General features: G+C 74.0%; 23 protein-coding genes and 1 pseudogene. 16 read left to right on the forward strand and 8 right to left on the reverse strand.

The window, feature by feature from the left end:
* The first annotated feature begins 19 nt into the window (after positions 1-19).
* The 12 genes from secY to truA all read left to right on the forward strand — a co-directional run bounded on the left by secY (position 20) and on the right by truA (position 8543).
* Positions 20-1339 carry a preprotein translocase subunit SecY gene (secY, locus tag ACYX4T_RS22925; protein WP_476015353.1) on the forward strand — a complete coding sequence of 440 codons (1320 nt, stop codon included), beginning with the start codon at positions 20-22 and terminating at the stop codon, positions 1337-1339.
* Between the two features lie 60 nt (positions 1340-1399).
* A complete protein-coding gene (locus ACYX4T_RS22930; RefSeq protein WP_476011536.1) occupies positions 1400-1957 on the forward strand; it encodes an adenylate kinase in 558 nt (185 codons plus the stop codon).
* Between the two features lie 84 nt (positions 1958-2041).
* On the forward strand, positions 2042-2806 hold the full coding sequence (gene map, locus ACYX4T_RS22935; RefSeq protein ID WP_476015354.1) for a type I methionyl aminopeptidase: 765 nt from the start codon (positions 2042-2044) through the stop codon (positions 2804-2806).
* Between the two features lie 67 nt (positions 2807-2873).
* A complete protein-coding gene (locus ACYX4T_RS22940) occupies positions 2874-3356 on the forward strand; it encodes a DUF1707 SHOCT-like domain-containing protein (protein WP_476011537.1) in 483 nt (160 codons plus the stop codon).
* A 224-nt stretch (positions 3357-3580) separates the two neighbouring features.
* On the forward strand, positions 3581-3802 hold the full coding sequence (gene infA, locus ACYX4T_RS22945; RefSeq protein ID WP_030532868.1) for a translation initiation factor IF-1: 222 nt from the start codon (positions 3581-3583) through the stop codon (positions 3800-3802).
* Between the two features lie 50 nt (positions 3803-3852).
* The gene (gene rpmJ / locus ACYX4T_RS22950) at positions 3853-3966 is read left to right on the forward strand and encodes a 50S ribosomal protein L36 (RefSeq protein ID WP_018330934.1); all 114 of its coding nucleotides are present in this window, start codon (positions 3853-3855) and stop codon (positions 3964-3966) included.
* Positions 3967-4157: 191 nt separating this feature from the next.
* Entirely contained in the window at positions 4158-4538 is a 381-nt protein-coding gene (rpsM, locus tag ACYX4T_RS22955; protein WP_274200587.1) for a 30S ribosomal protein S13, read from the forward strand.
* Between the two features lie 29 nt (positions 4539-4567).
* Positions 4568-4978, forward strand: coding sequence for a 30S ribosomal protein S11 (gene rpsK, locus ACYX4T_RS22960; protein ID WP_116708483.1), 411 nt, complete (start codon positions 4568-4570; stop codon positions 4976-4978).
* Between the two features lie 29 nt (positions 4979-5007).
* Positions 5008-5613 (forward strand): 30S ribosomal protein S4, encoded by a 606-nt coding sequence (gene rpsD, locus ACYX4T_RS22965; protein WP_274200588.1) that lies wholly within the window; start codon positions 5008-5010, stop codon positions 5611-5613.
* A gap of 109 nt (positions 5614-5722) precedes the next feature.
* Entirely contained in the window at positions 5723-6796 is a 1074-nt protein-coding gene (locus ACYX4T_RS22970) for a DNA-directed RNA polymerase subunit alpha (protein ID WP_274200589.1), read from the forward strand.
* Positions 6797-6885: 89 nt separating this feature from the next.
* Entirely contained in the window at positions 6886-7668 is a 783-nt protein-coding gene (gene rplQ / locus ACYX4T_RS22975) for a 50S ribosomal protein L17 (RefSeq protein WP_476011538.1), read from the forward strand.
* Complete coding sequence (truA, locus tag ACYX4T_RS22980; RefSeq protein ID WP_476015355.1) at positions 7665-8543, forward strand: tRNA pseudouridine(38-40) synthase TruA; 879 nt, start codon at positions 7665-7667, stop codon at positions 8541-8543. The genes rplQ and truA overlap by 4 nt, the downstream gene beginning before the upstream one ends.
* Before the next feature lie 146 nt (positions 8544-8689).
* Here the strand turns inward: truA and ACYX4T_RS22985 are convergent, their stop codons facing one another.
* From ACYX4T_RS22985 to eccD, 6 genes are read right to left on the reverse strand one after another with little or no spacing between them, the layout of a single operon-like run.
* Positions 8690-9067, reverse strand: coding sequence for a VOC family protein (locus ACYX4T_RS22985; RefSeq protein ID WP_476011539.1), 378 nt, complete (start codon positions 9065-9067; stop codon positions 8690-8692).
* Positions 9068-9108: 41 nt separating this feature from the next.
* Positions 9109-9429, reverse strand: coding sequence for a Rieske (2Fe-2S) protein (locus tag ACYX4T_RS22990; protein WP_476011540.1), 321 nt, complete (start codon positions 9427-9429; stop codon positions 9109-9111).
* 33 nt (positions 9430-9462) lie between these two features.
* Positions 9463-10224: a hypothetical protein gene (locus ACYX4T_RS22995; protein ID WP_476011541.1), complete on the reverse strand. Its 762-nt coding sequence runs from the start codon at positions 10222-10224 to the stop codon at positions 9463-9465.
* Positions 10221-11510, reverse strand: a complete 1290-nt coding sequence (gene eccE / locus ACYX4T_RS23000) for a type VII secretion protein EccE (RefSeq protein ID WP_476011542.1) — start codon at positions 11508-11510, stop codon at positions 10221-10223. The genes ACYX4T_RS22995 and eccE overlap by 4 nt, the downstream gene beginning before the upstream one ends.
* The gene (locus ACYX4T_RS23005; protein WP_476011543.1) at positions 11507-12826 is read right to left on the reverse strand and encodes a S8 family serine peptidase; all 1320 of its coding nucleotides are present in this window, start codon (positions 12824-12826) and stop codon (positions 11507-11509) included. Before ACYX4T_RS23005 ends, eccE begins: the two co-directional genes overlap by 4 nt.
* Complete coding sequence (eccD, locus tag ACYX4T_RS23010) at positions 12823-14403, reverse strand: type VII secretion integral membrane protein EccD (protein ID WP_476011544.1); 1581 nt, start codon at positions 14401-14403, stop codon at positions 12823-12825. Before eccD ends, ACYX4T_RS23005 begins: the two co-directional genes overlap by 4 nt.
* Before the next feature lie 116 nt (positions 14404-14519).
* Here eccD and eccCa point away from each other — a divergent pair.
* Positions 14520-16094: pseudogene (gene eccCa, locus ACYX4T_RS23015) on the forward strand (type VII secretion protein EccCa); the annotation flags it as partial.
* Positions 16095-16135: 41 nt separating this feature from the next.
* Entirely contained in the window at positions 16136-17488 is a 1353-nt protein-coding gene (locus ACYX4T_RS23020; RefSeq protein ID WP_476011545.1) for a recombinase family protein, read from the forward strand.
* 83 nt (positions 17489-17571) lie between these two features.
* On the opposite strand, the gene ACYX4T_RS23025 is transcribed toward ACYX4T_RS23020, so the two are convergent.
* Positions 17572-18126 carry a hypothetical protein gene (locus tag ACYX4T_RS23025; protein ID WP_476011546.1) on the reverse strand — a complete coding sequence of 185 codons (555 nt, stop codon included), beginning with the start codon at positions 18124-18126 and terminating at the stop codon, positions 17572-17574.
* Positions 18127-18427: 301 nt separating this feature from the next.
* On the opposite strand from ACYX4T_RS23025, the gene ACYX4T_RS23030 reads away from it, so the two are divergent.
* Positions 18428-18889, forward strand: coding sequence for a hypothetical protein (locus tag ACYX4T_RS23030; protein WP_476011547.1), 462 nt, complete (start codon positions 18428-18430; stop codon positions 18887-18889).
* A 669-nt stretch (positions 18890-19558) separates the two neighbouring features.
* Entirely contained in the window at positions 19559-20923 is a 1365-nt protein-coding gene (locus ACYX4T_RS23035; protein ID WP_476011548.1) for a pentapeptide repeat-containing protein, read from the forward strand.
* A gap of 35 nt (positions 20924-20958) precedes the next feature.
* On the opposite strand, the gene ACYX4T_RS23040 is transcribed toward ACYX4T_RS23035, so the two are convergent.
* Entirely contained in the window at positions 20959-22065 is a 1107-nt protein-coding gene (locus ACYX4T_RS23040; protein WP_476011549.1) for a protein rep, read from the reverse strand.
* Between the last annotated feature and the right edge of the window lie 92 nt (positions 22066-22157).

Genomic DNA, 22157 nt, shown 5'->3' on the forward strand with positions numbered 1-22157 from the left:
ACGACATCTGGAGGTCCGAGTGCTCGGCGCCGTGCGGTCAGCCCTGGCCACACCGGACCTGCGCAAGAAGATCCTGTTCACGCTCGGCATCGTCGCCGTCTACCGCCTGGGGGCCACCCTCCCGGCGCCCGGCGTCTCCTACTCGAACGTGCAGGAGTGCCTGCGGCAGGTCCAGGGCAGTGACGCGGCGAGCGTCTACTCGCTGATCAACCTGTTCTCCGGCGGGGCGCTGCTCCAGCTGTCGATCTTCGCGTTGGGCATCATGCCCTACATCACGGCGAGCATCATCGTCCAGCTGCTGACGGTCGTGATCCCCCGCTTCGAGCAGCTCAAGAAGGAGGGGCAGAGCGGTCAGGGCAAGCTCACGCAGTACACGCGCTACCTGACCATCGCCCTGGCGGTCCTGCAGTCGACCGGCATCGTGGCCCTGGCCGACCGCAACCAGCTCTTCCAGGACTGCGACCCCGCGCAGTTCCCGATCCTGCCCGACGCCGACATCTTCGACCTCGCGGTCATCGTCATCGTCATGACGGCCGGCACCGCGGTGATCATGTGGTTCGGCGAGCTCGTCACCGAGCGCGGGGTCGGCAACGGCATGTCGCTGCTGATCTTCACCTCGATCGCGGCCCGCATCCCCGCCGAGGGCAACACGATCCTCCAGAACGCCGGCGGCCTCGCCTTCACCGTGGTCTGCGCGTTCGGCCTCGTCATCATCGCGAGCGTCGTGTTCGTCGAGCAGGGCCAGCGGCGCATCCCGGTGCAGTACGCGAAACGGATGGTCGGGCGCCGGATGTACGGCGGGACCTCGACGTACCTGCCGCTGAAGGTCAACCAGGCCGGCGTCATCCCGGTCATCTTCGGCTCGTCGCTGCTCTACCTGCCCGACCTGCTCTCGCGGATCACGGGCAACCAGGACTCGGGCTTCTCCCGGTTCGTGCAGACGTACCTGGCCAACCAGTCCAACTGGCTGCACATCCTCCTGTACTTCGCCCTCATCATCTTCTTCACGTACTTCTACGTGTCGATCACGTTCAACACCGAGGAACGTGCCGACGAGATGAAGAAGTTCGGCGGGTTCATCCCCGGCATCCGGCCCGGGCGGCCGACGGCCGAGTACCTGAGCTACGTGCTGTCGCGGATCACCTTGCCGGGCTCGATCTACCTCGGCATCATCGCCGTCCTGCCGAACTTCTTCCTGGGCCTGACCGGTCAAGGACAGAACCAGAACTTCCCCTTCGGGGGCACGGCTGTTCTGATCATGGTGGGCGTCGGGCTGGACACGGTGAAGCAGATCGAGAGCCAGCTGATGCAGCGCAACTACGAGGGTTTCCTGCGCTGACCGCTTCGTCGGCGCAGCACAGCGAGGGACAGCACCGGTGTGGGTCGAGGGAGTGACGTCGTGAGGATCGTGCTGGTGGGCCCGCCGGGAGCGGGCAAGGGAACGCAGGCGGCGCGGCTGTCCGAGCGTCTCGACGCGCCCCACATCTCCACCGGCGACATCTTCCGCGAGAACATGAAGAACGAGACGGACCTCGGCAAGGAGGCCCAGCGCTACGTCGACGCGGGCGACCTGGTGCCCGACGAGGTGACCGTCAAGATGGTCAAGGACCGTCTCGCGCAGCCCGACGCGCAGGAGGGCTTCCTCCTCGACGGCTTCCCCCGCAACGCCGCGCAGGCCCGCGAGCTCGAGGACGTCCTGGGCGAGCTCGGCCAGCGTCTCGACGCCGTGCTCGTCTTCGAGGTCGACGACGAGGAGCTCGTCAAGCGCCTCACCTCGCGCGGCCGCTCGGACGACACCGAGGAGACGATCCGGCACCGCCAGGAGGTCTACCGCTCGGAGACCGAGCCGCTGATCGAGCACTACCGGGACATCGCGGTGCGGGTGGACGCCGTCGGGTCGGTCGAGGAGATCACCGACCGCGCCATGGACGCCCTCGCCGACGAGCCCGACGACTGAGTGGGCCGTCCCAGCCGCCTCACCGAGGTCGTGTCCGCGGGGGTGGGCGGCATCGCCGACCGCGTCCGGGGGCGCCTCGTGGAGATGAAGACACCGGGGCAGGTCGAGGCGATGCGCGCCGCCGGGCTCGTGGTGGCGTCGGCGCTCGCCGCGGTCACCGACGCCGCGCGCCCCGGGACGAGCACCGCGGACCTCGACGGGATCGCCGACGCCGCCATCCGTGAGGCCGGCGGTGCGCCGTCCTTCCTCGGCTACCAGGGCTTCCCGGCCTCGATCTGCGCGTCGGTGAACGAGCAGGTGGTGCACGGCATCCCGTCGGCCGACCAGGTCCTCGCCGACGGCGACCTCGTCTCGGTCGACTGCGGGGCGATCCTCGAGGGCTGGCACGGCGACGCCGCGGTGACGCTGCTGGTGGGCACCCCGCGTGCCGAGGACGAGGCGCTCTCGGCGGCCTGCCGGTCGGCGATGGAGGCCGGGATCGCCCAGCTCGTGCCGGGCGGGCGGCTCGGCGACGTCGGGCACGCGGTCGAGGAGGAGGCGCGGCGGCGCGCGGCGGCGGACGGCCGCGAGTACGGGATCGTCGCCGACTACGGCGGGCACGGCATCGGTACCTCGATGCACATGGAGCCGTTCGTGCCCAACCTCGGCCGCGCCGGGACGGGCATGCGGCTGCGGACCGGGATGGTGCTCGCCATCGAGCCGATGCTCACCGGCGGCACCGACGAGACCGAGGAGCTCGCGGACGGCTGGACCGTCGTCACCGCCGACGGCAGCCGCGCCGCGCACTGGGAGCACTCCGTCGCGGTCACCGACGACGGCCCGCGCGTGCTCACCGCACCCGCGTCCTGACGACTGGATAGCGGAACTATCCGCTCGCTGCTAGGCTCCGGGGGAGTCGAGGAGCGGGGTGGTCGGGATGACCGGAGCAGTGACGGGATCGGGGATCGGGCCCGGCGGGCTGCGGGTGGCGGACGCCGACCGCGAGCGCGTGGCGTCGGTGCTCGGGCGCGCGCACGCCGAGGGGCGGCTGACGCTCGCCGAGTACGACGAGCGCGTGCGGGCCGCGCACGGGGCGGTGGTGGCCGCGGACCTCGCGCCGCTGACGGCGGACCTGCCGGTGCCGGCTCCCGCGGCGGCCCGCACGGCGGAGGACCCGCCGCGCCGGGTGCGCGTGACGCCGCTGCGGGCGGCGGTCGCGGTGTGGGCGGCGGTGTCGGTGATCAACCTGGTGATCTGGGTGGCCGTGTCGGTCGGGACGGGCGGGGTCGTCGCGCCGTGGTGGATCTGGGTCGCCGGCCCGTGGGGCGCGGTGCTCGCGCTGCAGGCCCTCGCCGCGCGGGCCGGGTACGCGCCGCCGGTCCCGCTCGGCTGCACCGGGCCCCGCGCGCTGCGGCGCTGAGCAGGGCCGCACGACGGCGCAGGTGGTCGCGCGCAGCACCCCGGTGACGGGGCACTCGACACGCCGCGCGTACACTTGACGGCTGGTGCGCGTGTCGTGCCGGTGGCCGCGCGCGCTCGTGCGTGGACGCCGTTCGCGTCGCGCACACCGCGTCCGCCGTTCGCCGTCGCGAGCAGCGCCGGACACCGGGGACGCCAGCGTACGTCGATAGGAATGCGGAGGACATGGCGAAGAAGGACGGCGCCATCGAGGTCGAGGGCCGGGTCATCGAGCCCCTGCCCAACGCGATGTTCCGGGTGGAGCTCGAGAACGGGCACAAGGTCCTGGCGCACATCAGCGGCAAGATGCGCCAGCACTACATCCGGATCCTTCCCGAGGACAAGGTCGTCGTCGAGCTGTCGCCCTACGACCTCTCGCGTGGCCGGATCGTCTACCGCTACAAGTGACCCACGGGGGGCTCCGGCCCCCCGTGAGCCCCTCGAAGAAAGAGAAGGACGTGAAGGTCCAGCCGAGCGTCAAGCGCATCTGCGCGAAGTGCCAGGTGGTCCGCCGTCACGGGCGGGTCATGGTGATCTGCGACAACCTGCGCCACAAGCAGCGCCAGGGCTGACGCCGCCGCTCACCGGTACCACCGAGCACCTCCGCGGTCGCGCGCGACCGCACCACAGAACCTCCCCGCACCTACGTCGACACCGACTCGGCGGAGCACCCCCGGCACGGGAGGCCGGGGCCCACGGCGCCAGCGCTGCGGGACGGGCGGGGAGCCAGACCTCCCGGACGACACGAGGAGCACGTCGCCCCATGGCACGACTCGCCGGCGTCGACCTCCCCCGCGAGAAGCGGATGGAGATCGCGCTGACCTACATCTTCGGGATCGGCCGCAGCCGATCCAAGGAGATCCTCACCGAGACCGGCATCGACCCCGACCTGCGGTCCAAGGACCTGTCGGACGCCGACGCCGCCACGCTGCGCGCGTACATCGAGAACCACTTCCGGGTCGAGGGCGACCTGCGCCGCGAGGTCCAGGCGGACATCCGGCGCAAGGTCGAGATCGGCAGCTACCAGGGGCTGCGGCACCGCCGCAATCTCCCGGTGCACGGGCAGCGGACGAAGACCAACGCCCGGTCGCGCAAGGGCCCCAAGAAGACGGTTGCCGGCAAGAAGAAGGCCACGCGCAAGTAGAGCGCGCCCCCTCGATCAGGAGTATGTGAATGCCACCCAGGACTCGCCAGGGCGCGGCCGGGGCCAAGAAGGTCCGGCGCCGGGAGAAGAAGAACGTCTCCCACGGCCACGCGCACATCAAGAGCACGTTCAACAACACGATCGTCTCCATCACCGACCCGACCGGCAACGTCATCAGCTGGGCGTCGGCCGGCCACGTGGGCTTCAAGGGCTCGCGTAAGTCGACGCCGTTCGCCGCGCAGATGGCCGCGGAGAACTGCGCCCGCAAGGCCGCCGAGCACGGGATGAAGAAGGTCGACGTCTTCGTCAAGGGCCCGGGCTCGGGCCGCGAGACCGCCATCCGTTCGCTGCAGGCCGCGGGCCTCGAGGTCGGGACGATCTCCGACGTCACCCCGCAGCCGCACAACGGCTGCCGTCCGCCGAAGCGTCGCCGGGTCTAGGCCGGCCGGAACAGGGAGGAGAACACCACATGGCTCGCTACACCGGCCCCGCCACCCGCAAGTCCCGCCGGCTCAAGGTCGACCTGATCGGCGGCGACAAGTCCTTCGAGCGCCGCCCGTACCCGCCGGGGCAGCACGGCCGGATCCGTATCAAGGAGTCCGAGTACCTGCTGCAGCTGCAGGAGAAGCAGAAGGCCCGCTTCACCTACGGCCTGCTCGAGAAGCAGATGCGCGCCTACTACGAGGAGGCGAACCGTCGCGAGGGCAAGACCGGCGACGAGTTCCTCCGCCTGCTCGAGTCGCGCCTCGACTCGGTCGTCTACCGCGCCGGGCTCGCGCAGACCCGCCGCCAGGCCCGTCAGCTCGTGGGCCACGGCCACTTCCTGGTCAACGGCCAGAAGGTCGACGTCCCCAGCTACCGGGTGACGCAGTACGACATCATCGACGTCCGGGAGAAGTCCCGGAACATGCTGCCCTTCGTGGTGGCGAAGGAGAACTTCGGCGACCGGCCCGTCCCGGGCTGGCTCCAGGTCGTCCCGGACTCGCTGCGCATCTTCGTCCACTCCCTGCCGGAGCGGTCGCAGATCGACACCCCGGTGTCGGAGCAGCTGATCGTCGAGTTCTACTCGAAGTAAGCACCCACGGGGGCTCCGCCCCCGTGAACCCCCCGGCCCGTGGTCCCCACGGGCACGGGGTCGGGTTCGGCGTCAAATAGCGGACGCCGCATCGGAAGGAAACGCGCACGTGCTGATCTCCCAGCGTCCTGCCCTCTCCGAGGACGCCATCGACGACACCCGCTCCCGGTTCGTCATCGAGCCGCTGGAGCCGGGCTTCGGCTACACCCTCGGCAACTCGCTGCGTCGCACCCTGCTGTCGTCCATCCCGGGCGCGGCCGTGACCAGCATCCGCGTCGACGGGGTCCTCCACGAGTTCACCACTGTCCCGGGGGTGAAGGAGGACGTCACCGACATCATCCTCAACCTCAAGGAGCTGGTCGTCAGCTCCGAGGAGGACGAGCCGGCCACGATGTACCTGCGCAAGCAGGGCCCCGGCACCGTGACGGCGGGCGACATCGTCCCGCCGGCCGGCGTGACCGTGCACAACCCCGACCTCCACATCGCGACCCTGAACGACCAGGGCCGCCTCGAGGTCGAGCTCGTCGTCGAGCGTGGCCGCGGGTACGTCCCGGCCGCGCAGAACAAGGCGTCCGGCGCCGAGATCGGCCGCATCCCGGTCGACTCGATCTACTCGCCGGTGCTCAAGGTCAGCTACAAGGTCGAGGCGACCCGCGTCGAGCAGCGCACCGACTTCGACAAGCTGATCCTCGACGTCGAGACCAAGCCGTCGATGACCCCGCGCGACGCGATCGCGTCCGCCGGGCGCACGCTCGTCGAGCTGTTCGGCCTGGCGCGCGAGCTCAACGTCGACGCCGAGGGCATCGAGATCGGTCCCTCGCCCGCCGAGGCCGACTCGATCGCCGCGTTCGCGATGCCCATCGAGGACCTCGACCTCACGGTCCGGTCCTACAACTGCCTCAAGCGGGAGGGCATCCATACGGTCGGCGAGCTCGTCGGCCGCTCGGAGGCCGACCTGCTGGACATCCGCAACTTCGGTGCGAAGTCCATCGACGAGGTCAAGATGAAGCTCGCCGGTCTCGGGCTGGCCCTCAAGGACAGCCCGCCCGGGTTCGACCCGTCCGCCGCGGCGGCCGACTACCCGTCGGAGGGCTTCGAGTCCTACGGCTCGGACGGCGGCTTCGGCGGCTACGGCGTGTCGGACGACGACGGCCAGGACTACGCCGAGACCGAGCAGCTGTAGTTCCCCTCATCCAGCGACTCTGACGTGCTGCCCCCGTCCGGCCCGCTCGCGGGCCGGACGGAAAGGCGTCACGAGACAGGAGCAGTGACATGCCCCAGCCCAGCAAGGGCCCGCGGCTCGGGGGTTCCCCCGACCACCAGAAGCTGATGCTGGCCAACCTGGCCACGTCGCTCTTCACGCACGGCCGCATCCACACCACGCGGGCCAAGGCCGAGCGCCTGCGCCCGTACGCGGAGCGGCTGATCACCAAGGCGAAGAAGGGCGGCCTGCACAACCGTCGTCTCATCGCGGAGCAGATCCGCGACAAGGACGTCGTGCACCGCCTCACGGCGGAGATCGGCCCGTTCTTCGCCGACCGTCCCGGCGGCTACACGCGCATCGTCAAGACCCTGCCCCGTAAGGGTGACAACGCGCCGATGGCCGTCATCGAGCTGGTCAACGAGCGGACCGCGTCCGCGGAGGCCTCGCAGGCCACCCGCACCGCGGCCCCGCAGACCTCCTCGGGCCCGGGCGCCGAGGTCGGCGGCACCGCGACCGGGGCGGCCGCCACGGCCGCGACGATCGCGGCCGCGGAGTCGGATGCCTCGCCGGAGCCGGCCGAGCCCACGGACGCCTCGGACGCCTCGGACGCCTCGGACGCCTCGAATGCCTCGGATGCCTCGGCGGCCGAGGGTGTCGGGACCGACGACGACGCCCCCGAGGTGCCGGAGGCCGAGGCGGCAGCGTCCTCGGAGTCGGCTTCGGAGGACGCCGACTCGGCGGCGACCTCCGGTGTGCCCGAGGGCATGGCCGACAACGCCGCGTCCGCCGCCGGTCTCGACCCGTCCGAGGACGCCGACTCGTCGGCGACCACGGACGGCGAGAAGTCCTGACCGACCGCACCACGCACCGCGAGCCCGCTCCCGACACCGGGGGCGGGCTCGCGGCGTCTGCGCGTCGGTACCGCCTCGAGCTGGCCTACGACGGCACCGACTTCTCGGGCTGGGCGCGCCAGCCCGGGCTGCGCACCGTGCAGGGCGTGCTCGAGGAGACGCTGGCGACGATCTGGCGGGTGCCCGTGGCGCTCACCGTGGCCGGGCGCACCGACGCCGGCGTCCACGCCGACGCGCAGGTGTGCCACGTCGACCTGCCCCCCGAGGTCGAGCCGCACCCCGGCGTCGTCGGGCGGCTGGCGCGGATGCTGCCGCCCGATGTCAGGGTCCGGGCGGTCACGCCGGCGCCGGACGGGTTCGACGCGCGCTTCTCCGCGCTGCGCCGCCACTACGAGTACCGCGTCAGTACCGCGCCCTGGGGGCCCGAGCCGCTGCGTGCCCGCGACACCCTGCGCTGGCCCCGGCCGCTCGACGTCGACGCGATGAACGAGGCCGGCCGGGGGCTGCTGGGCGAGCACGACTTCGCCGCGTACTGCCGCCCGCGGCCGGGGGCGACGACGGTGCGCGAGCTCCAGCGCCTCGCGTGGACGGCCGCTCCCGACGAGCCACACGTGCTGGTCGCGCGGCTGTCCGCCGACGCGTTCTGCCACTCGATGGTCCGCTCGGTGGTGGGCGCGCTGCTCGCGGTCGGCGAGGGGCGCCGGCCGGTGTCCTGGCCCGCGGCGCTGCTGGGCGCGGGCGAGCGGTCCAGCGAGGTGACGGTCGTCGCCGCGCGGGGTCTGCGGCTGGTCGGCGTCGACTACCCGGACCTCTCCGACCCCGCCTCCCTGGCGGCCCGAGCGGTCGCCACCCGCCGGCGGCGCGACGAGCCGTGAGTCAGCGAAGTGCCGTGACGGACGTTGAGTGTCCGTATCGGTACTTCGATCTTTCGCGCTGCTGGTGCGGTGCCGGCTCCCGTGATCGAAGTACCGTTGCGGACGTTGAGTGTCCGTGACGCCACTTCGCTGACACCGCCGGGTGCTCAGCCGCCGCTGCCGTAGGGGCGGGTGAGGATCTCGAGGACGTGGCCGTCGGGGGAGTCGAAGTAGGTGCCCCGCCCGCCGTCGTTCGTGTTCTGCCCCGGCCGGCGACGACCCGGGTCGGCGAACGTCGGCACGCCGCGGTCGCGCAGGCGCCCGGCGATGACGTCGAACTCGTCGTCGGGGACCAGGAACGCGTAGTGCTGGGGATGGGGGTCCTCGACGTGCATGTGGTCGAGGTTCGTCCCGTGCGCGACCTCGACGACCGTGAACGGCCCGTAGTGCGTAGCGGCGGGCAACCCGAGGACCTCGGTGAGGAACGCCGCGCCGGCGTCCGGGTCCCGGGACTCGACGATGGTGTGGTTCAGCTCGATGGGCATGGCCCGAGGGTCCGACCTCGAGCAAGGTCGAGGTCAAGGGTTCAGGTCACGCTGACCGTGACCGTGCCGTCCCCGTCGACCCGGCAGGGGATCGCGACGAGGTCGCAGCCGGCGGGGTCGACGCCGCGGCCGGTGGCGACGTCGAACGCGAAGCGGTGGTTGGCGCAGGTCAGGACGCCGTCGGCGAGGGTGCCGCGCTCGAGCGGCCAGGCGCGGTGCGGGCAGCGGTTGTCGTAGGCCCGCACCCCGTCGGCTCCGTCGTGCACGGCGACGAGCAGCACCCGCCGTCCGCCGACCATGACCGCCGCCATGCCGCGGTCCCGCAGCTCGGTCAGGGACAGGACGGGCGTGTCGACGGGCATCGCGACCTCCGGCGAGCGGTGACGCCGGTCACGCTAGTCGCCGCGGCGCACCGGTCCCAGGATCGCGGTCTCGCGGGGGCCGGTCACGAGGTCGACGCGGCGCCAGAGGTTGCGGCCGAGGAGGACGGCGCCGCGGTCGGGCAGGGTCCGCAGGGTCTCGGTCATCGCTGCGGTGAGCCGCCAGAGGCGCCCGGCGAGCTCGGCCTCGTGCGGGGGCAGGCGCTGGAGCAGCACGAGGTCGGCGTCGTCGGCGAGGTCGGACACGGCCGGGACCAGCGACGGGAGCACGACGAGCGTCGTCTGCCACGAGCGCCTCGCGGGGGAGGGGCCGCGCGCTGTCGCCCCCCGGTCGTGCACGAGGAGCAGCGGCGGGCCGTCGGGGACGGCGAGGTCGGGCGGGGGCTCGCCCACGACGCGCACGCGCTCGTCGCCGCCGTGGCCGTCGTCGCCGCTGTCGCCGCCGTCGTGCTCACCGGCCCGGCGGACCGCCTCCCACGCCGGGGGGCGGCCGGTGACGACGACCGCCCGCGTTCCGGAGGCGACGGCGCGCAGCGTGACCTGGCGGGCGAGGTAGAGCCCGCCGAGCAGCACGACACGCGTCGGCTCGGGCCGCACGAGGGACACGGCGACCGGCTCGCCGTCCGGGTCGGCGCCGAGCACCACGCCCGCGGGGCGCACGGGCGGGCCGAGGGCGTCGACGAGGGCGGGCGGGACCGAGAAGGTCGGGGCGAGCTCGGGCTCGGCGCGGGTGGGCGCGGTGCGGCCGACGGCACCGGGCGGTTCGGGGGTGGTCACGGCAGCGCCCCGAGCGGGAGCGTCGCGGCAAGGGCCGCGGCCTGCTGGCCGTCGAGGGCGTCGAGGGCCACCCCGAGCCCGTGCCCGCGGGCGACCAGCTCGCGGCCGCACTCCTCGAGGGCGTCGGGGGTGTCGGCGGTGAGGCGCACGGTGCCCCGCAGCCCGACGGCGTCGTCGTCACGGCTGCCCTCGCGGCCGGCGCGCGGGTCGGGTTCGAGGGTGAGGGCGAGCGTGCAGGTGCGGCCGGCGGTGGCCGTGAGGCCGGTGAGCCGCTCGGGGACTGTGCCGGCGCGCCCGCCGGTGGGCCAGCCGGTGACGGCGTAGGCGGCGTGGCCGACCTCGCCGACGACCACCGCCCGCCAGTACTCGGTCCGGCGCGCGGGCACGGTGTCGGCGGTGTCGGCGGTGTCTGCGGTGTCGGCGGTGTCGGCGGCCAGGGTGGCGGCGTCGAGGACCTCGTCGGCGGAGAGCGGGCGCACCGGCGTGCCGTGGTCGGCGAGCACCCGGCCGATCCGCGCGAGCGCCCCGACGACGGCGCGGTGGGCGCCGAGGACGCCCCCGCCGCGTTCGGCGACCGCGTCGGGGCAGCGTGCCGGGTCCAGGCGCACGACCAGCCACGCCTCGCGCCGGGCCAGGGGCGGCAGGGCGCCGAGCACCTCGCGGTAGGCCGCGGCGGCGGGCGTGTCCTCGGGGACGGGGCGGCAGTGCCAGACGGCGCTCACCGCGTCGAGCACCACACCCCGGTCGGCGAGGCAGCCGGCGAGCGCCGCGAGCGGGAACGACGCGGCGCCGGCGGCGGCGTCGGCGGGGACGAGCGCGGTGCCGTCGGGCCCCGCGGCGTCGACGGCGAGCACGGCGCTCCAGCCCCCGCCGTGGCCGAGCAGGCCGACCTCGCGGCCGTCGTGGTCGCGGGTGGTGGCGACGGTGAGGTCGCCGGTGAGCAGGCGCAGCACCCGCAGGCGCAGGTCGGCGTGGTCCCCGGCGCGTGCGGGCTCCGCCTCGCGCTGCCGGACCCGCAGCCGGAAGCGCAGCGCGAGCCCGACCCACTGCACGAGCCAGCGCCGGCGCACCCGCAGCAGGCCGACCAGCAGCCCCGCGGACAGGAGGACCCCGGCGAGCGGCAGGAACCGGCGGTCCACCGCGACCAGCGCCACCGCGAGGGCCAGGCCGGCCTCGACGACGACGATCGCGGCCAGGGGCACCGGTCCGAGCGAGGGACCCGACGGCCGGCGCTGCGGGGTGACCGGCGCGCGGGTGGGGGCGACGACCTCGCCGGCACTGCTCACGGCGCGCCCCTCCGACGTCGGACGACCACCGCGGCCGCGCCGAGGGCCACGAGGAGGACCGCGCCCCCCACCACGAGGAGGTACGGCGGCCCGCTCGGTGCCGGCGGGGCGGTGGCGGTCTCCGGGGTCACCTCGGGGCCGGTGCGCGGCGGGTCGCCCCGGACCGCGGCGGCCGCGTCCAGGACGCCGTAGCCGACGGCGTCGTCGCGGGTGCCGGGAGCGAGGCCGGGCGGTGGGGCGGCCGAGCGGACGAGGGCCGCGGCGATCTCGCGGGCGGGGGTCTCGGGCTCCTGCGCGCGCAGCAGGGCCGCGGCGCCCGCGACCCGCGCGGCGGCGAAGCTCGTGCCGACCAGCGGGGCCGTCGCACCGTCGGGGCCCGCGAGGCCGGTGGTGAGCCCGCCGCGCGCCGCCAGCGAGGCCGGGGCGCGGCCGGGGGCGGCGATGTCGACCCACGGCCCGGCGAGCGACGAGGGGTCGGGCGCGCCGGCGTCGTCGACCGCGCCGACCGCCAGGACGTCCTCGCCGAACCAGGCCGGCACCGGCACGCTGCGCACCTCGCCGCCGGTGTTGGGCGCGCAGCCGGGCCCGGTGTTGCCGGCGGCCGCGACCACCACGACGCCCCGGTCCGCGGCCCGGCGCAGCGCCGCCCGCAGCGCGCCGAGGGCGGGCGCGGCGGCGGGGTCGGTGGCCTCGGCCGGCGTGCGGCACGCGGTGAGGGCGAGCGCGAGCACCCCGACCCCCGGGGTCTCGGTGGCGTGGCGGACGGCACGGGCGAGGGTGGTGACGTCGCCGGCGCCGGGGCCGTCGGGGCCGCCCCAGAAGGTGCTGGTCTGGCGCACGGCGAGGACGCGGGCGCCGGGGGCGACGCCGACGAGGAGGTCGTCGGGGGCCGGGGCGGCGGCGATCACCCCGGCGACCGCGGTGCCGTGGCCGTCGCAGTCGTCGAGGCCGGACTCGCCCGCGACGAAGTCGCCGCCGTCCTCCACGTCGAGCCGGGGCACCGCGGCCACGCCGGTGTCGACCACGGCGACGACCTGGCCCTCGCCGCGTCCCGCGGTCCAGGCGGCGGCCGGGTCGGGACCGGGCGGGAGGTCGCCGACGGCGAGCCCGGTGGCGGCCGGGGCGAGGGGCTCGGGGCACGGCGCGAGGCGGCGCGCGCCGGGGACGGCGTCGGGCTCCGGGTCGAGCGCGGCCAGCGCCGCGGGGTCGGCGGGGGGCGGGGTGGGGGCGGTGCTCGGCGCCGGGGCGGCGTGCGCGGGCGCGGCGAGGGCCAGCACCAGCAGCGTCGTCACGGCGAGCGGGGCGCGGGACGTCACAGGAGCCGCATCGCCGTGTACAGGTCCATCACCGCCAGCGCGATCGGCAGCACCGCGGCGATCCCGACGGCCTCGGCGATGTCGACGGCCCGGCGCGCGACCGGCGAGAACCGCCGGCGGGGCACGACGACGCCGAGCACCAGGGCCAGCGCGCCCGCCGCGAGGGCCGTGGCCGGCACCGCGAGCACCGCGACCGGCGGCGGCGCGACGAGCAGCCAGCCGACGAGCAGCCCGGCGCCGGCGAGCAGGGCGCAGACGAGCAGCGCGACCGCCTGCACGCCGTTGGCGTAGGTGCGCGAGCGCAGCCCCAGCAGCGCGGTGAGCAGGGCGGCGAGGACCCAGCCGGCGACCCCGCGCCAGCCGCTCGCCGGTGCGAGGGCGACGACCGCGACCGCGCCCGCCGTCACCGCCCCGCACCCCACCACCAGGCCCGACAGGGCGGCGTGCGCGCGGTCGGCGCGGCGCTCGATGTCGGCGTGCTCGGCGACCCCGGGATCGTCGGCGAGCTCCTCGGCCGACCCGGGGACCCGCGGCAGCGGGAGGCGGGCGAGCGCGATGCCGGTGCGGGGCAGCAGCGCGGAGGCGACCAGCGCCAGCGCCCCCGCCCCGGCCGCGATCCCGGCGGCGTCGCCCGCGTCGACGACGGTGGCGACCCCCGCGGCGAGGACCAGCAGCACGGCGGCGGTGAGGACGCCGAGCAGCGCGGCCACGCCGGTGCGCCCGGCGCTGCCCAGGGCGAGCAGGCACGTCGCGGCGGTGACGCCGGCGAGCGCGGCGCCGAGCAGCAGCTGGGGCGCTCCCGACGTGGCGGTCAGCGGCCCCGGCGCGGCCCACGGCACGGCGGCGACGCCCGCCACCCCGGCCAGCGCGACCGCGCCGACCGCGAGCACCGACCCGGCTCCGGCGTCCTCGAGCACCCGCGTGCCGACGACCGCCGCGGCGAACGCCCCGAGCGCCGCGACCCCGGCGACCGCGGCGGTGCCGAGCCCGCCCGCGGTGCCCGGCGCCCGCCCGGCCACGACGAGGGCGAGCACCGCCACCGCGAGGCCCAGCGCGAGCCCGCACAGCCCGAGCACGCGCGCGAGCCCCGGCCCCCAGGCCCGGTAGCTCGCCGGCGTCGCCTCGGCCACGGCGTCGACGACGTCGTCGAACAGCGGCGGCGGCGCGGCGTCGGCGCGGCGGCGCAGGACCAGCTGGTCGCCGTCGAGGACGCCGAGCGCGGCGAGGGTGCGCGACGGGTCGACCGGGCCCTGGCCGAGCGGGGCGAGCGTCCAGCCACCGCTCGCACCGCCGCGGGCGCCGGCCGCGGACTCGCCGGTCATGTCCAGCAGGACGGGCAGGAGGTCCGCGAGCGGGACGTCGGGCGGGAGCGCCACGTCGACGCGGGTGCGGGGCGCGAGCACCGAGACCCGGCTCGCGGCAGCGGCCGCGCCCGGCCCGGCGGGCAGCGACGCCCGCTGCTCGACGGGCGTGGCCCGCTGCGCACCGGTGACCGCCGGGCCCCGCGTCCCGGGCAGTGCTGCCGCGCCGGCACCACCGGGACCGCCACCGCGACCGTTCCGGGCCGTGCCTGTCATGCGCTCCTCCCCGCTCGGGGTGCGGGTGTGCTGTTGCTCGAGTCGGACCCGGGGCGGCCCGCGGCTCCCTAGTATGGCCGGACCGAGCAGGCGGGGTGGTGCGAACGGGGGAACGGGTGGGCACACGGGTCTTCCGGCGCGCCGCGCGCCTGGCGCCCCCGGAGGTGCCGTCGGGCGAGGTGCACCTCGAGGCGCCCCCGGAGATCCCCCGCGCTGTGCCCACCTCGCCGCTGCTGCGCCTGTTGCCGCTGCTCATGGTGGTCGGCTCGCTCGGCTTCATCGTCGTCATCGGCGTCGACAACCCCACGTCGTGGCTCTTCGGCGGGATGTTCGCGCTCTCGACGCTGGGGATGGTCGCGGGTGGGGTGACGCGCGGCGGGGGCCAGCGCCGCGCCGAGGCCGACGAGGACCGCAAGGACTACCTGCGCTACCTCGCGCAGATGCGCCGCCGCGCCCGCGAGACCGCGGAGGAGCAGCGGCGCGCCCTCGAGTGGACCCACCCCGACCCCTCGGCGCTCGTCGGGCTCGCCCGGGGCCCGCGGATGTGGGAGCGCCGGCCCGCGGACGCCGACTTCGCGCACGTCCGCGTCGGGCGCGGCTCGCAGCGCCTCGCCACGGCGCTGGTGCCCCCGCAGACCGGTCCCGTCGACGACCTCGAGCCCGTGTCGACGGTGGCGCTGCGCCGGTTCGTGCGCACGCACTCGATCGTCCCGGACCTGCCGACGGCCGTGTCGCTGCGCGCCTTCGCGTCGGTGGCGGTGGGCGGTGTGGGCGGCGCGGACGCCGCGGCCCGCCGCGGGCTCGTGCGGGCGCTGGTCGCCCAGCTCGTCACGTTCCACAGCCCGGACGACCTCGTCGTCGCCGTCGCGGCGACCGGTCCCGCGCGCGCGGAGTGGGAGTGGGTGAAGTGGCTGCCCCACGTCGCGCACCCGCGCCTCGTCGACGGCGCCGGGCCGGTGCGGATGGTGACGTCGTCGCTGGCGGCGATCGAGTCGTGGCTGGCCCCGGAGCTCGCCGGCCGCACCCGCTTCGCCCGCGGCGCCGCGCCCGCGGCCGACACGCGCCACCTGGTGGTCGTGCTCGAGGACGCCGAGGTCACCGGCACCGAGACGCTCCTGCTCGAGGAGGGACTGAGCGCGGTCACGGTGATCGACCTGTCGGACTCGCTCGGCACGCTCACCGCGCGGCGGGGGCTGGGGCTCGTCCTCGACGTGGAGGGGGACGGCCGGATCGGCGCCGTCGGGCGGCAGGGCGTCGAGTGGTTCGGCCGGCCCGACGTCCTCGGCGCCGCGGAGGCCGAGGCGCTGGCCCGCCGGCTCGCGCCGTGTCGCACGCCGGTGGCGGCGGGCGGCGAGGACGAGCCGCTGCTGACCAGCCCCGGCATCCTCGAGCTGCTCGGCGTCGACGGGGAGCCCGACACGTTCGACGTCGCCGCCGCGTGGCGCCCGCGCCCGCTGCGCGACCGGCTGCGCGTCCCGTTCGGGGTGTCGGCCGAGGGAGAGCCGGTCGAGCTCGACATCAAGGAGGCCGCGCAGGAGGGCATGGGCCCGCACGGGCTGTGCGTCGGCGCGACCGGCTCGGGCAAGTCGGAGCTGCTCCGGACCCTCGTGCTGGGCCTCATCACCACGCACTCGTCCGAGGCGCTCAACCTCGTGCTCGTCGACTTCAAGGGCGGCGCGACGTTCGCCGGCCCGAAAGCGGTGCGACCCCGCACGTGCGCTAGCGTGCCGACGTGCGCGCCGTCCTCTACGTCCGCATCTCCCGCGACTCCACCGGCGAGGCACTCGGCGTCGAGCGCCAACGTCATGACTGCGCAGCCCTGGCCTCGGCCCGCGGCTGGGACGTCCAGGACACCATTGTCGAGAACGATGTGTCCGCCACCAAGGGCACGCGTCCCGGGTTCGCACGTCTACTCGGCCTGATCGACGCCGCGGCGATGGACGTCGTCGTCGTGTGGGCGGCCGACCGGCTCGTGCGCCGGCTCGTCGACCTCGAGGACGTCATCACCCGGTGCGAGCGCTCCGGGGTCAAGCTTGCGACGGTCTCCGGCGATCTCGACCTGTCGACCGACCAAGGCCGGCTCGTCGCGCGCATCCTTGCGTCGGTGGCCCGCGGCGAGGTCGAGCGCAAGAGCGCCCGGCAGCTCTCGGAGTTCGCGCAACGTGCGCAGCGCGGGCTACCGCACTCCGGCGGCCGGTCACGCCCGTTCGGCTACCTCGCCGACCGGGTCACTCCGCACCCGGCGGAGGCCCGGGCGGTGCACGACGCCTACACCAGCCTCCTCGCCGGCGGCACCCTCAGCGGGATCGGGCGACGTTGGCGCGAGCTCGGAACGCACCCAGCCCAGTGGACGAATACGAGCGCGGTAGCCCGCGTGCTGCGATCACCGCGCTACGCCGGCCTCCGCGAGCACCGCGGCGAGGTCGTCGGCCCCGCAGGCTGGCCCGCCCTGGTGCCCGAGGAGACCTGGCGGGCAGCATGCAGCGTGCTCACCGACCCCGAGCGCGCCAGGACGCCCTACGGCCACACGCTGCTCGGAGGCCTCGCGCTCTGCGCAGCCTGCCGCGGACGGATCGAGGGCACCCGCCGCCCCGGCCGCGACTACCCGTCGTACCGCTGCGCCGAGGGCCGGCACGTGCACCGCCGGGCCGGCGAGGTCGACGACTACATCAGACGGCTCGTCGTCGCCCGACTCTCGCAGGACGATGCCCGCGCGCTCCTCATCAGCCACGACCGGCCCGACGCCGTCGCGCTCACCGACGAAGCGGCAGGCCTCCGCGCCCGGCTCGACACCCTCGCCGTGGAGTTCGCCGACGGCTCGCTCACCAGCACCCAGCTCCGCACCGCCACCGAACGTCTACGCGCGAAGCTGGCCGACGTTGAGGGCAGGATCGCCGACGCGGGCAAGGTCAGCACCCTCGGCCCGCTGGTCGACGCTCCAGACGTCGCGGGCGCGTGGAAGCCGCTCCCGCTTGATCAGCAGCGGACCGTCGTCGACACCCTCATGACGGTCGCGCTGCACCGGCCGGGCCGCGGTGCGCGGCGCTTCGACCCGGAGTCCGTCGAGATTGAGTGGCGCCGCTGAGCGCGAGCCCAGTCCGTGCCGCTCGTCCTACCACCGCATGTCAGCAATCCGGCGTTGCCACTCGGGGGTCTGGCTCAGCGGCGCTACTCGACGGCGTTGGTCGCGATGCTCGTGAGCGCCAGTCCCGACCAGCCCCGGGCCACGGGTTGGGCCTGGGCGTTGGTGACGAGAGTGCCGTCCTGCCGGGAGGCGTAGGCATCGCCCGTGTACCTGACGTATTGGTAGCGGCCCTGCTCGCGAGAGAGCTCGGTGATGTTGCCACTGCCAGGGGTGTCGAGCAGGGCCTTGAGGTTGGTCGCCTCGTCCGCGTCGGGCATCTCCACGGAGGCGATGGCGACGAGGACGACGTCGCCTCGGCGGTTCCTGACCTCCAGGACCGACCGGTGCAGGGCCGTACACGGATGGTGCTCAAAGTACTCACGGACATCGCCGTAGGAGTTGGCCGCGCAGTCCTCGCCGTCGTCGGTCAGGCGAGCGGTGGCGCGAACACCTTGGCTCGAGAGCCGCGCGACGGCGGCTCGCGCGTCGTCGTCGCTGTTGCGATTCGAGCTTCGGCTGCTCGATGAGGACGAGCCGCTGCCGCTAGGGCCGGAAGCGGTAGCACCTCCGGTACTCGTGGTGCCGCCGACGCCGAGCACGACAGCGAGACCGACCGCGGCGATGACGCCACCAGCCTTAACCTTGCCGGGCCCCGGGTCACTGCCACCTCCGGGACCACCGATACGCCTGTCGGCCACTCGAGCCCCCCGCCCGTGTTCGCGTGCGAGCGAGATCGACTAGACGGAGGCGAGTGTTACAGGTGAGACTCCTGTTTCTTGATCAAGGACATGTCAGGCGCCCGAGCGGGGCTCCTGCCAAGGCTGGTGCGCCACGGCAGAGGCGCAGACCACCGACCAGCACCAAGTAACGAGCGCGCCGCCGAACGCGGTTTCGTCCAGCGTGCCTCTCCGTCTCGCGACCTTCGCTGCGCTCCTCCTACTCGTCCTGGTTGGTTGCTCGTCGGCCCCACGGCCGCCGGCCAACCAGGTCGCCGACCGGCTCGCAGCGGCGATCGCCGAGGCAAAGCCGGGCGGAACCTTGACTGCCGAGAGCGACCCGAACCGCCTGCTCGGCCGACCAGGGCAGTACACCTCGGCGGCCTCGATCGTCGACCAGCGCATCCCAGAGGAGCTGCGCGGCGATCCGACCAGTGTCGACGCCGGCGCCAAGGTCGAGGTGTTCAGCGACGAGAGCGAGGCGCGAGCGCGAGCGAACTACATCGGCCAGATCGCGCAAGCCTCGCCTCTCGGCGTCGAGTACGACTACCAGGTGGGCGCGATCCTCCTACGGGTGTCCGGAAAGCTCCCGCCCGCCGCCGCAGCGCAGTATCAGGCCGCCCTGGACAGCGCGGCGCAGTCGTAGCTCGCGGCGCAGTCGAATCTCGCGGCGACGACCGCCGACGTCAAGGTCGAGGCGCTCGACAAGCCGGACTTGCGCCTGGACGAGGGTCCATTCGGCGGCTGATCCCGGGTCGGGCGGCGGCTGATCGCGCTCGGCGCGATCTTTCTCCGTCCAGGGCCCCGGGGGCTATCCCGGTCGTGACGCGGCGCTCGCGCCGGAGGGGCACCGTTCCGCACGCTCGATCCCGCCGCCGGACAGCCCGGCCGGTCCGGGCCCCGCCGTCCGGCGAGGACGATGGGGCCGGGTACGGCCACCTGACAGCCACCCCCAGGCACGACCGCAGGCACCCCTGCCGGACGCCGGACAGGTTCGCGCTGGGGGCAGCGGGGGCGGGGAGGACGTCGCCGCCGAGCATCTCGCGGCCCGAGGCCTAGTCGTCCTCGATCGCAACTGGCCACCGCCGACGGGCCCCGCCTCGTGGTCATGGAGATTATGGCCCGCTCGGGCACCAGCTACCGGGTGCCCAGCCAGGGTGGTCAGCGCGGTGAAGGCGGCGAGGTGCGTCCTCGCCGTGCGGCTTGAGGTCGAACGCTCGCCAGACTTGCGGCGGGGAACACTAGGCCAGGCGGGAGGGCTGTCCTGCTGCCTTGCGATGTAGCGCTCGCGAGGCACCGCACGATTATCGGGAGCGTGGTGGCCTCGGAGGACAGCTCCAGCAATGATCGCAGCGGCTCGGTACTGAGAAGGCAAGCTCGAGTGGCGCCTTCCCCGCCGATCTCGAACTGGATGATCGCCGTGGCGGCGCTGCTCGTCGCTGCCGTCACCGCGGTGCTGCTGTGGGTTCTCGTCGGCATCGCGCGCGAGCCAATGCCCCTGCCAGCGCCCGGGGCGCCCTCTGCACCATCGGCGTCGGTGCAGATCGACGCGATCCGCACCGCTCTCACGGCGGGGGCGGGAACCGGCGGGGCGATGGCGTTACTGTTGGCCTTCCGCCGCCAAAGGCATTCTGAGCAGGCCACTCAGATCAACTACCAGATCGCACGGGATGACTACGAGCAGCGGGAGGCCGCAGCTCGGGATGTGGCTGACGATGCTCGCGAGCGGCGGGTGACCGAGCTTTACACGGCAGCATCAGAGCAACTGGGATCGGAGAAGGCGCCGGTGCGGCTGGCGGGCCTTTACGCCTTGGAGCGCCTCGCGCAGAGCAACCCTAACCAGAGGCAGACCATTGTCAACGTCTGGTGCGCCTACTTGCGCATGCCCTATGCGCCACCCGAAGAGAAGCCAAACAACGGCGGCGACATGGGCGTAGGCCCCGCATCACAGGGCGTGGCGAGCAAGCAGGCCCGTGAGGAACGAGAGGTCCGGCTCACCGCTCAACGCCTACTCGAAACCCACCTGCGCTTCAAAAAGCGCTCAGACCAACTTCGAGCCTCCCATTGGCCAGAGGTTGAACAGCTTGACCTCGCCGGCGCCCATCTGCAGGACCTCAAGCTGAATAGCTGCACACTCCCACCCCAGACCTCGTTTAAAGGAGCGAACTTCGCCGGCGACGCGGATTTCGGCGGGACAAGCTTCGGTCGCTGGGCGTGGTTCGACGGAGCGAGCTTCGACCGCAAGGCGTGGTTTGAGGGGGCGAGCTTCGGCCCCGGTACGTCTTTCAGAAGCGCGAGCTTCGCTGGCGGTGCGTTTTTCGATGACGCGAGCTTCGCCGGCCGTGCGTCTTTCGATGGGGCGAGCTTCGCCGACGACGCGTCTTTTGATAGAGCGGACTGCGCCGACGGCGCGTCTTTCGATGGGGCGAGCTTCGCCGGCGATGCGTCTTTCGATGGGGCGAGCTTCGCCGGCGATGCGTCTTCCGATGGGGCGAGCTTCGCCGGCGATGCGAAGTCTAGCAGGGCGAGCTTCGCTCGGGGAGCTTCGTTTGAAGGTGCGAAGGCCCGCGTTGGGAGTATTGTATGGCCGGGCTCTTGGAAGCTGGCGGAAGTGGCCGACCGAGACGGCTACTACCAATTGCAGGGCCCAAGAAGAGGAATGTGGCCGATGTGGCGCTGAAGGCTTCCGCGTCGGACCTCCTGCTCCGGTGCAGCTCACGGAGGTAGCGGCCGGAGGACAGCCGTGTTCTCACACTGCGTGTAGCGCGACAGACGCTGGGGCCCATCCCGCCGAGGAGCCGTCCGCGCCGGCTCCCACGCCAGTCCGCGGGTATCGAGCCAGGCAACGACGGCGGCAATGCCGTCAGTCTCGGCGATGTCGAGCAGCTCGGTCTCGTGCCCACCGCGGGAGATGTGCACCCACGCGTCGAGGGATAGGGCGATGATATCTTCGGAGCCGACGTCCTCGGCGGCGATCTCCTCGTCGGTCTCCTCGCGCACTTCGGCGAGCTTGCGAAGGTCCCGATCTCGCAGGGACCAGGTGAGTTGCTTGCGGCCGTAGGAGGCGCGTTCCCACTCCCACCACAGCTCAAGGTCGTCGGCGCGGTAGGTCTCGACGGCGTCGCGAAGGATCGCGAAAGGCGACCGCCCGGAACGCGAGTCTTTCGCGTGCTGGGCCGTGACCTCCGCCGCGATCTTCGTGAAATAGCCACCAAGGGCGTCGTCGGAGCCGTCCGCGGCGAACCGCACTCGACGGGCATCCACGCCGCGGACCGGGGTGGAGTCGAACCCGGAGCGTCGCAGCGCCCGATCCCAACGGGCCCACGCCCGGAACGCGACCCGCTGGGCCTCGATGTCGTTGACCTCGCCGGACCAGCACCACAATGCGTGAACGTGCAGGTGCCAGCCGGAGCGGGGCGTATGCGTGGCCTCGACGACCCGGCACCACCCGAGCAGGCCGGGCGCGTCGGCGTACAGCTTGCCGCCGTCCACGACCCCGGACCAGCCCTTCGTGACCGCATCCCACAGCTCGCCTAGCCGATGCCCGCGATTGTGCCGGACGGTGAAGGTGACGAGGTACGCGCAGCCGCCCATGAGCCGGACCGCGGCCATCACGGCGACGAGCTCGGCGGCACGGCGCGCGGCGATCTTCCCCGCGCAGCACGGACAGGCCCACACGCTCGCGCACGTCGACAGCCCGGCGTACCCGGCGCCGCGTCGAGTACCAGCGCGCATCGTCGGCCCACCGGTGCCGGTCACGGTGACCTTCCGGCACTTCCGCAGCCGGTCCAGGCCGGTGATCTTCCGGGTGCCCGCGAGCATCCACCACCGCTCAGCGCGACGGAACCGGGCGGAGATTGCCTCGTCAACCCCCTCGCTCCGGGCGGCGCGGGCCCGGCCGGACGGGTTGTCTG

The sequence above is a fragment of the Actinomycetospora sp. ABD4_176 genome (assembly GCF_056311855.1).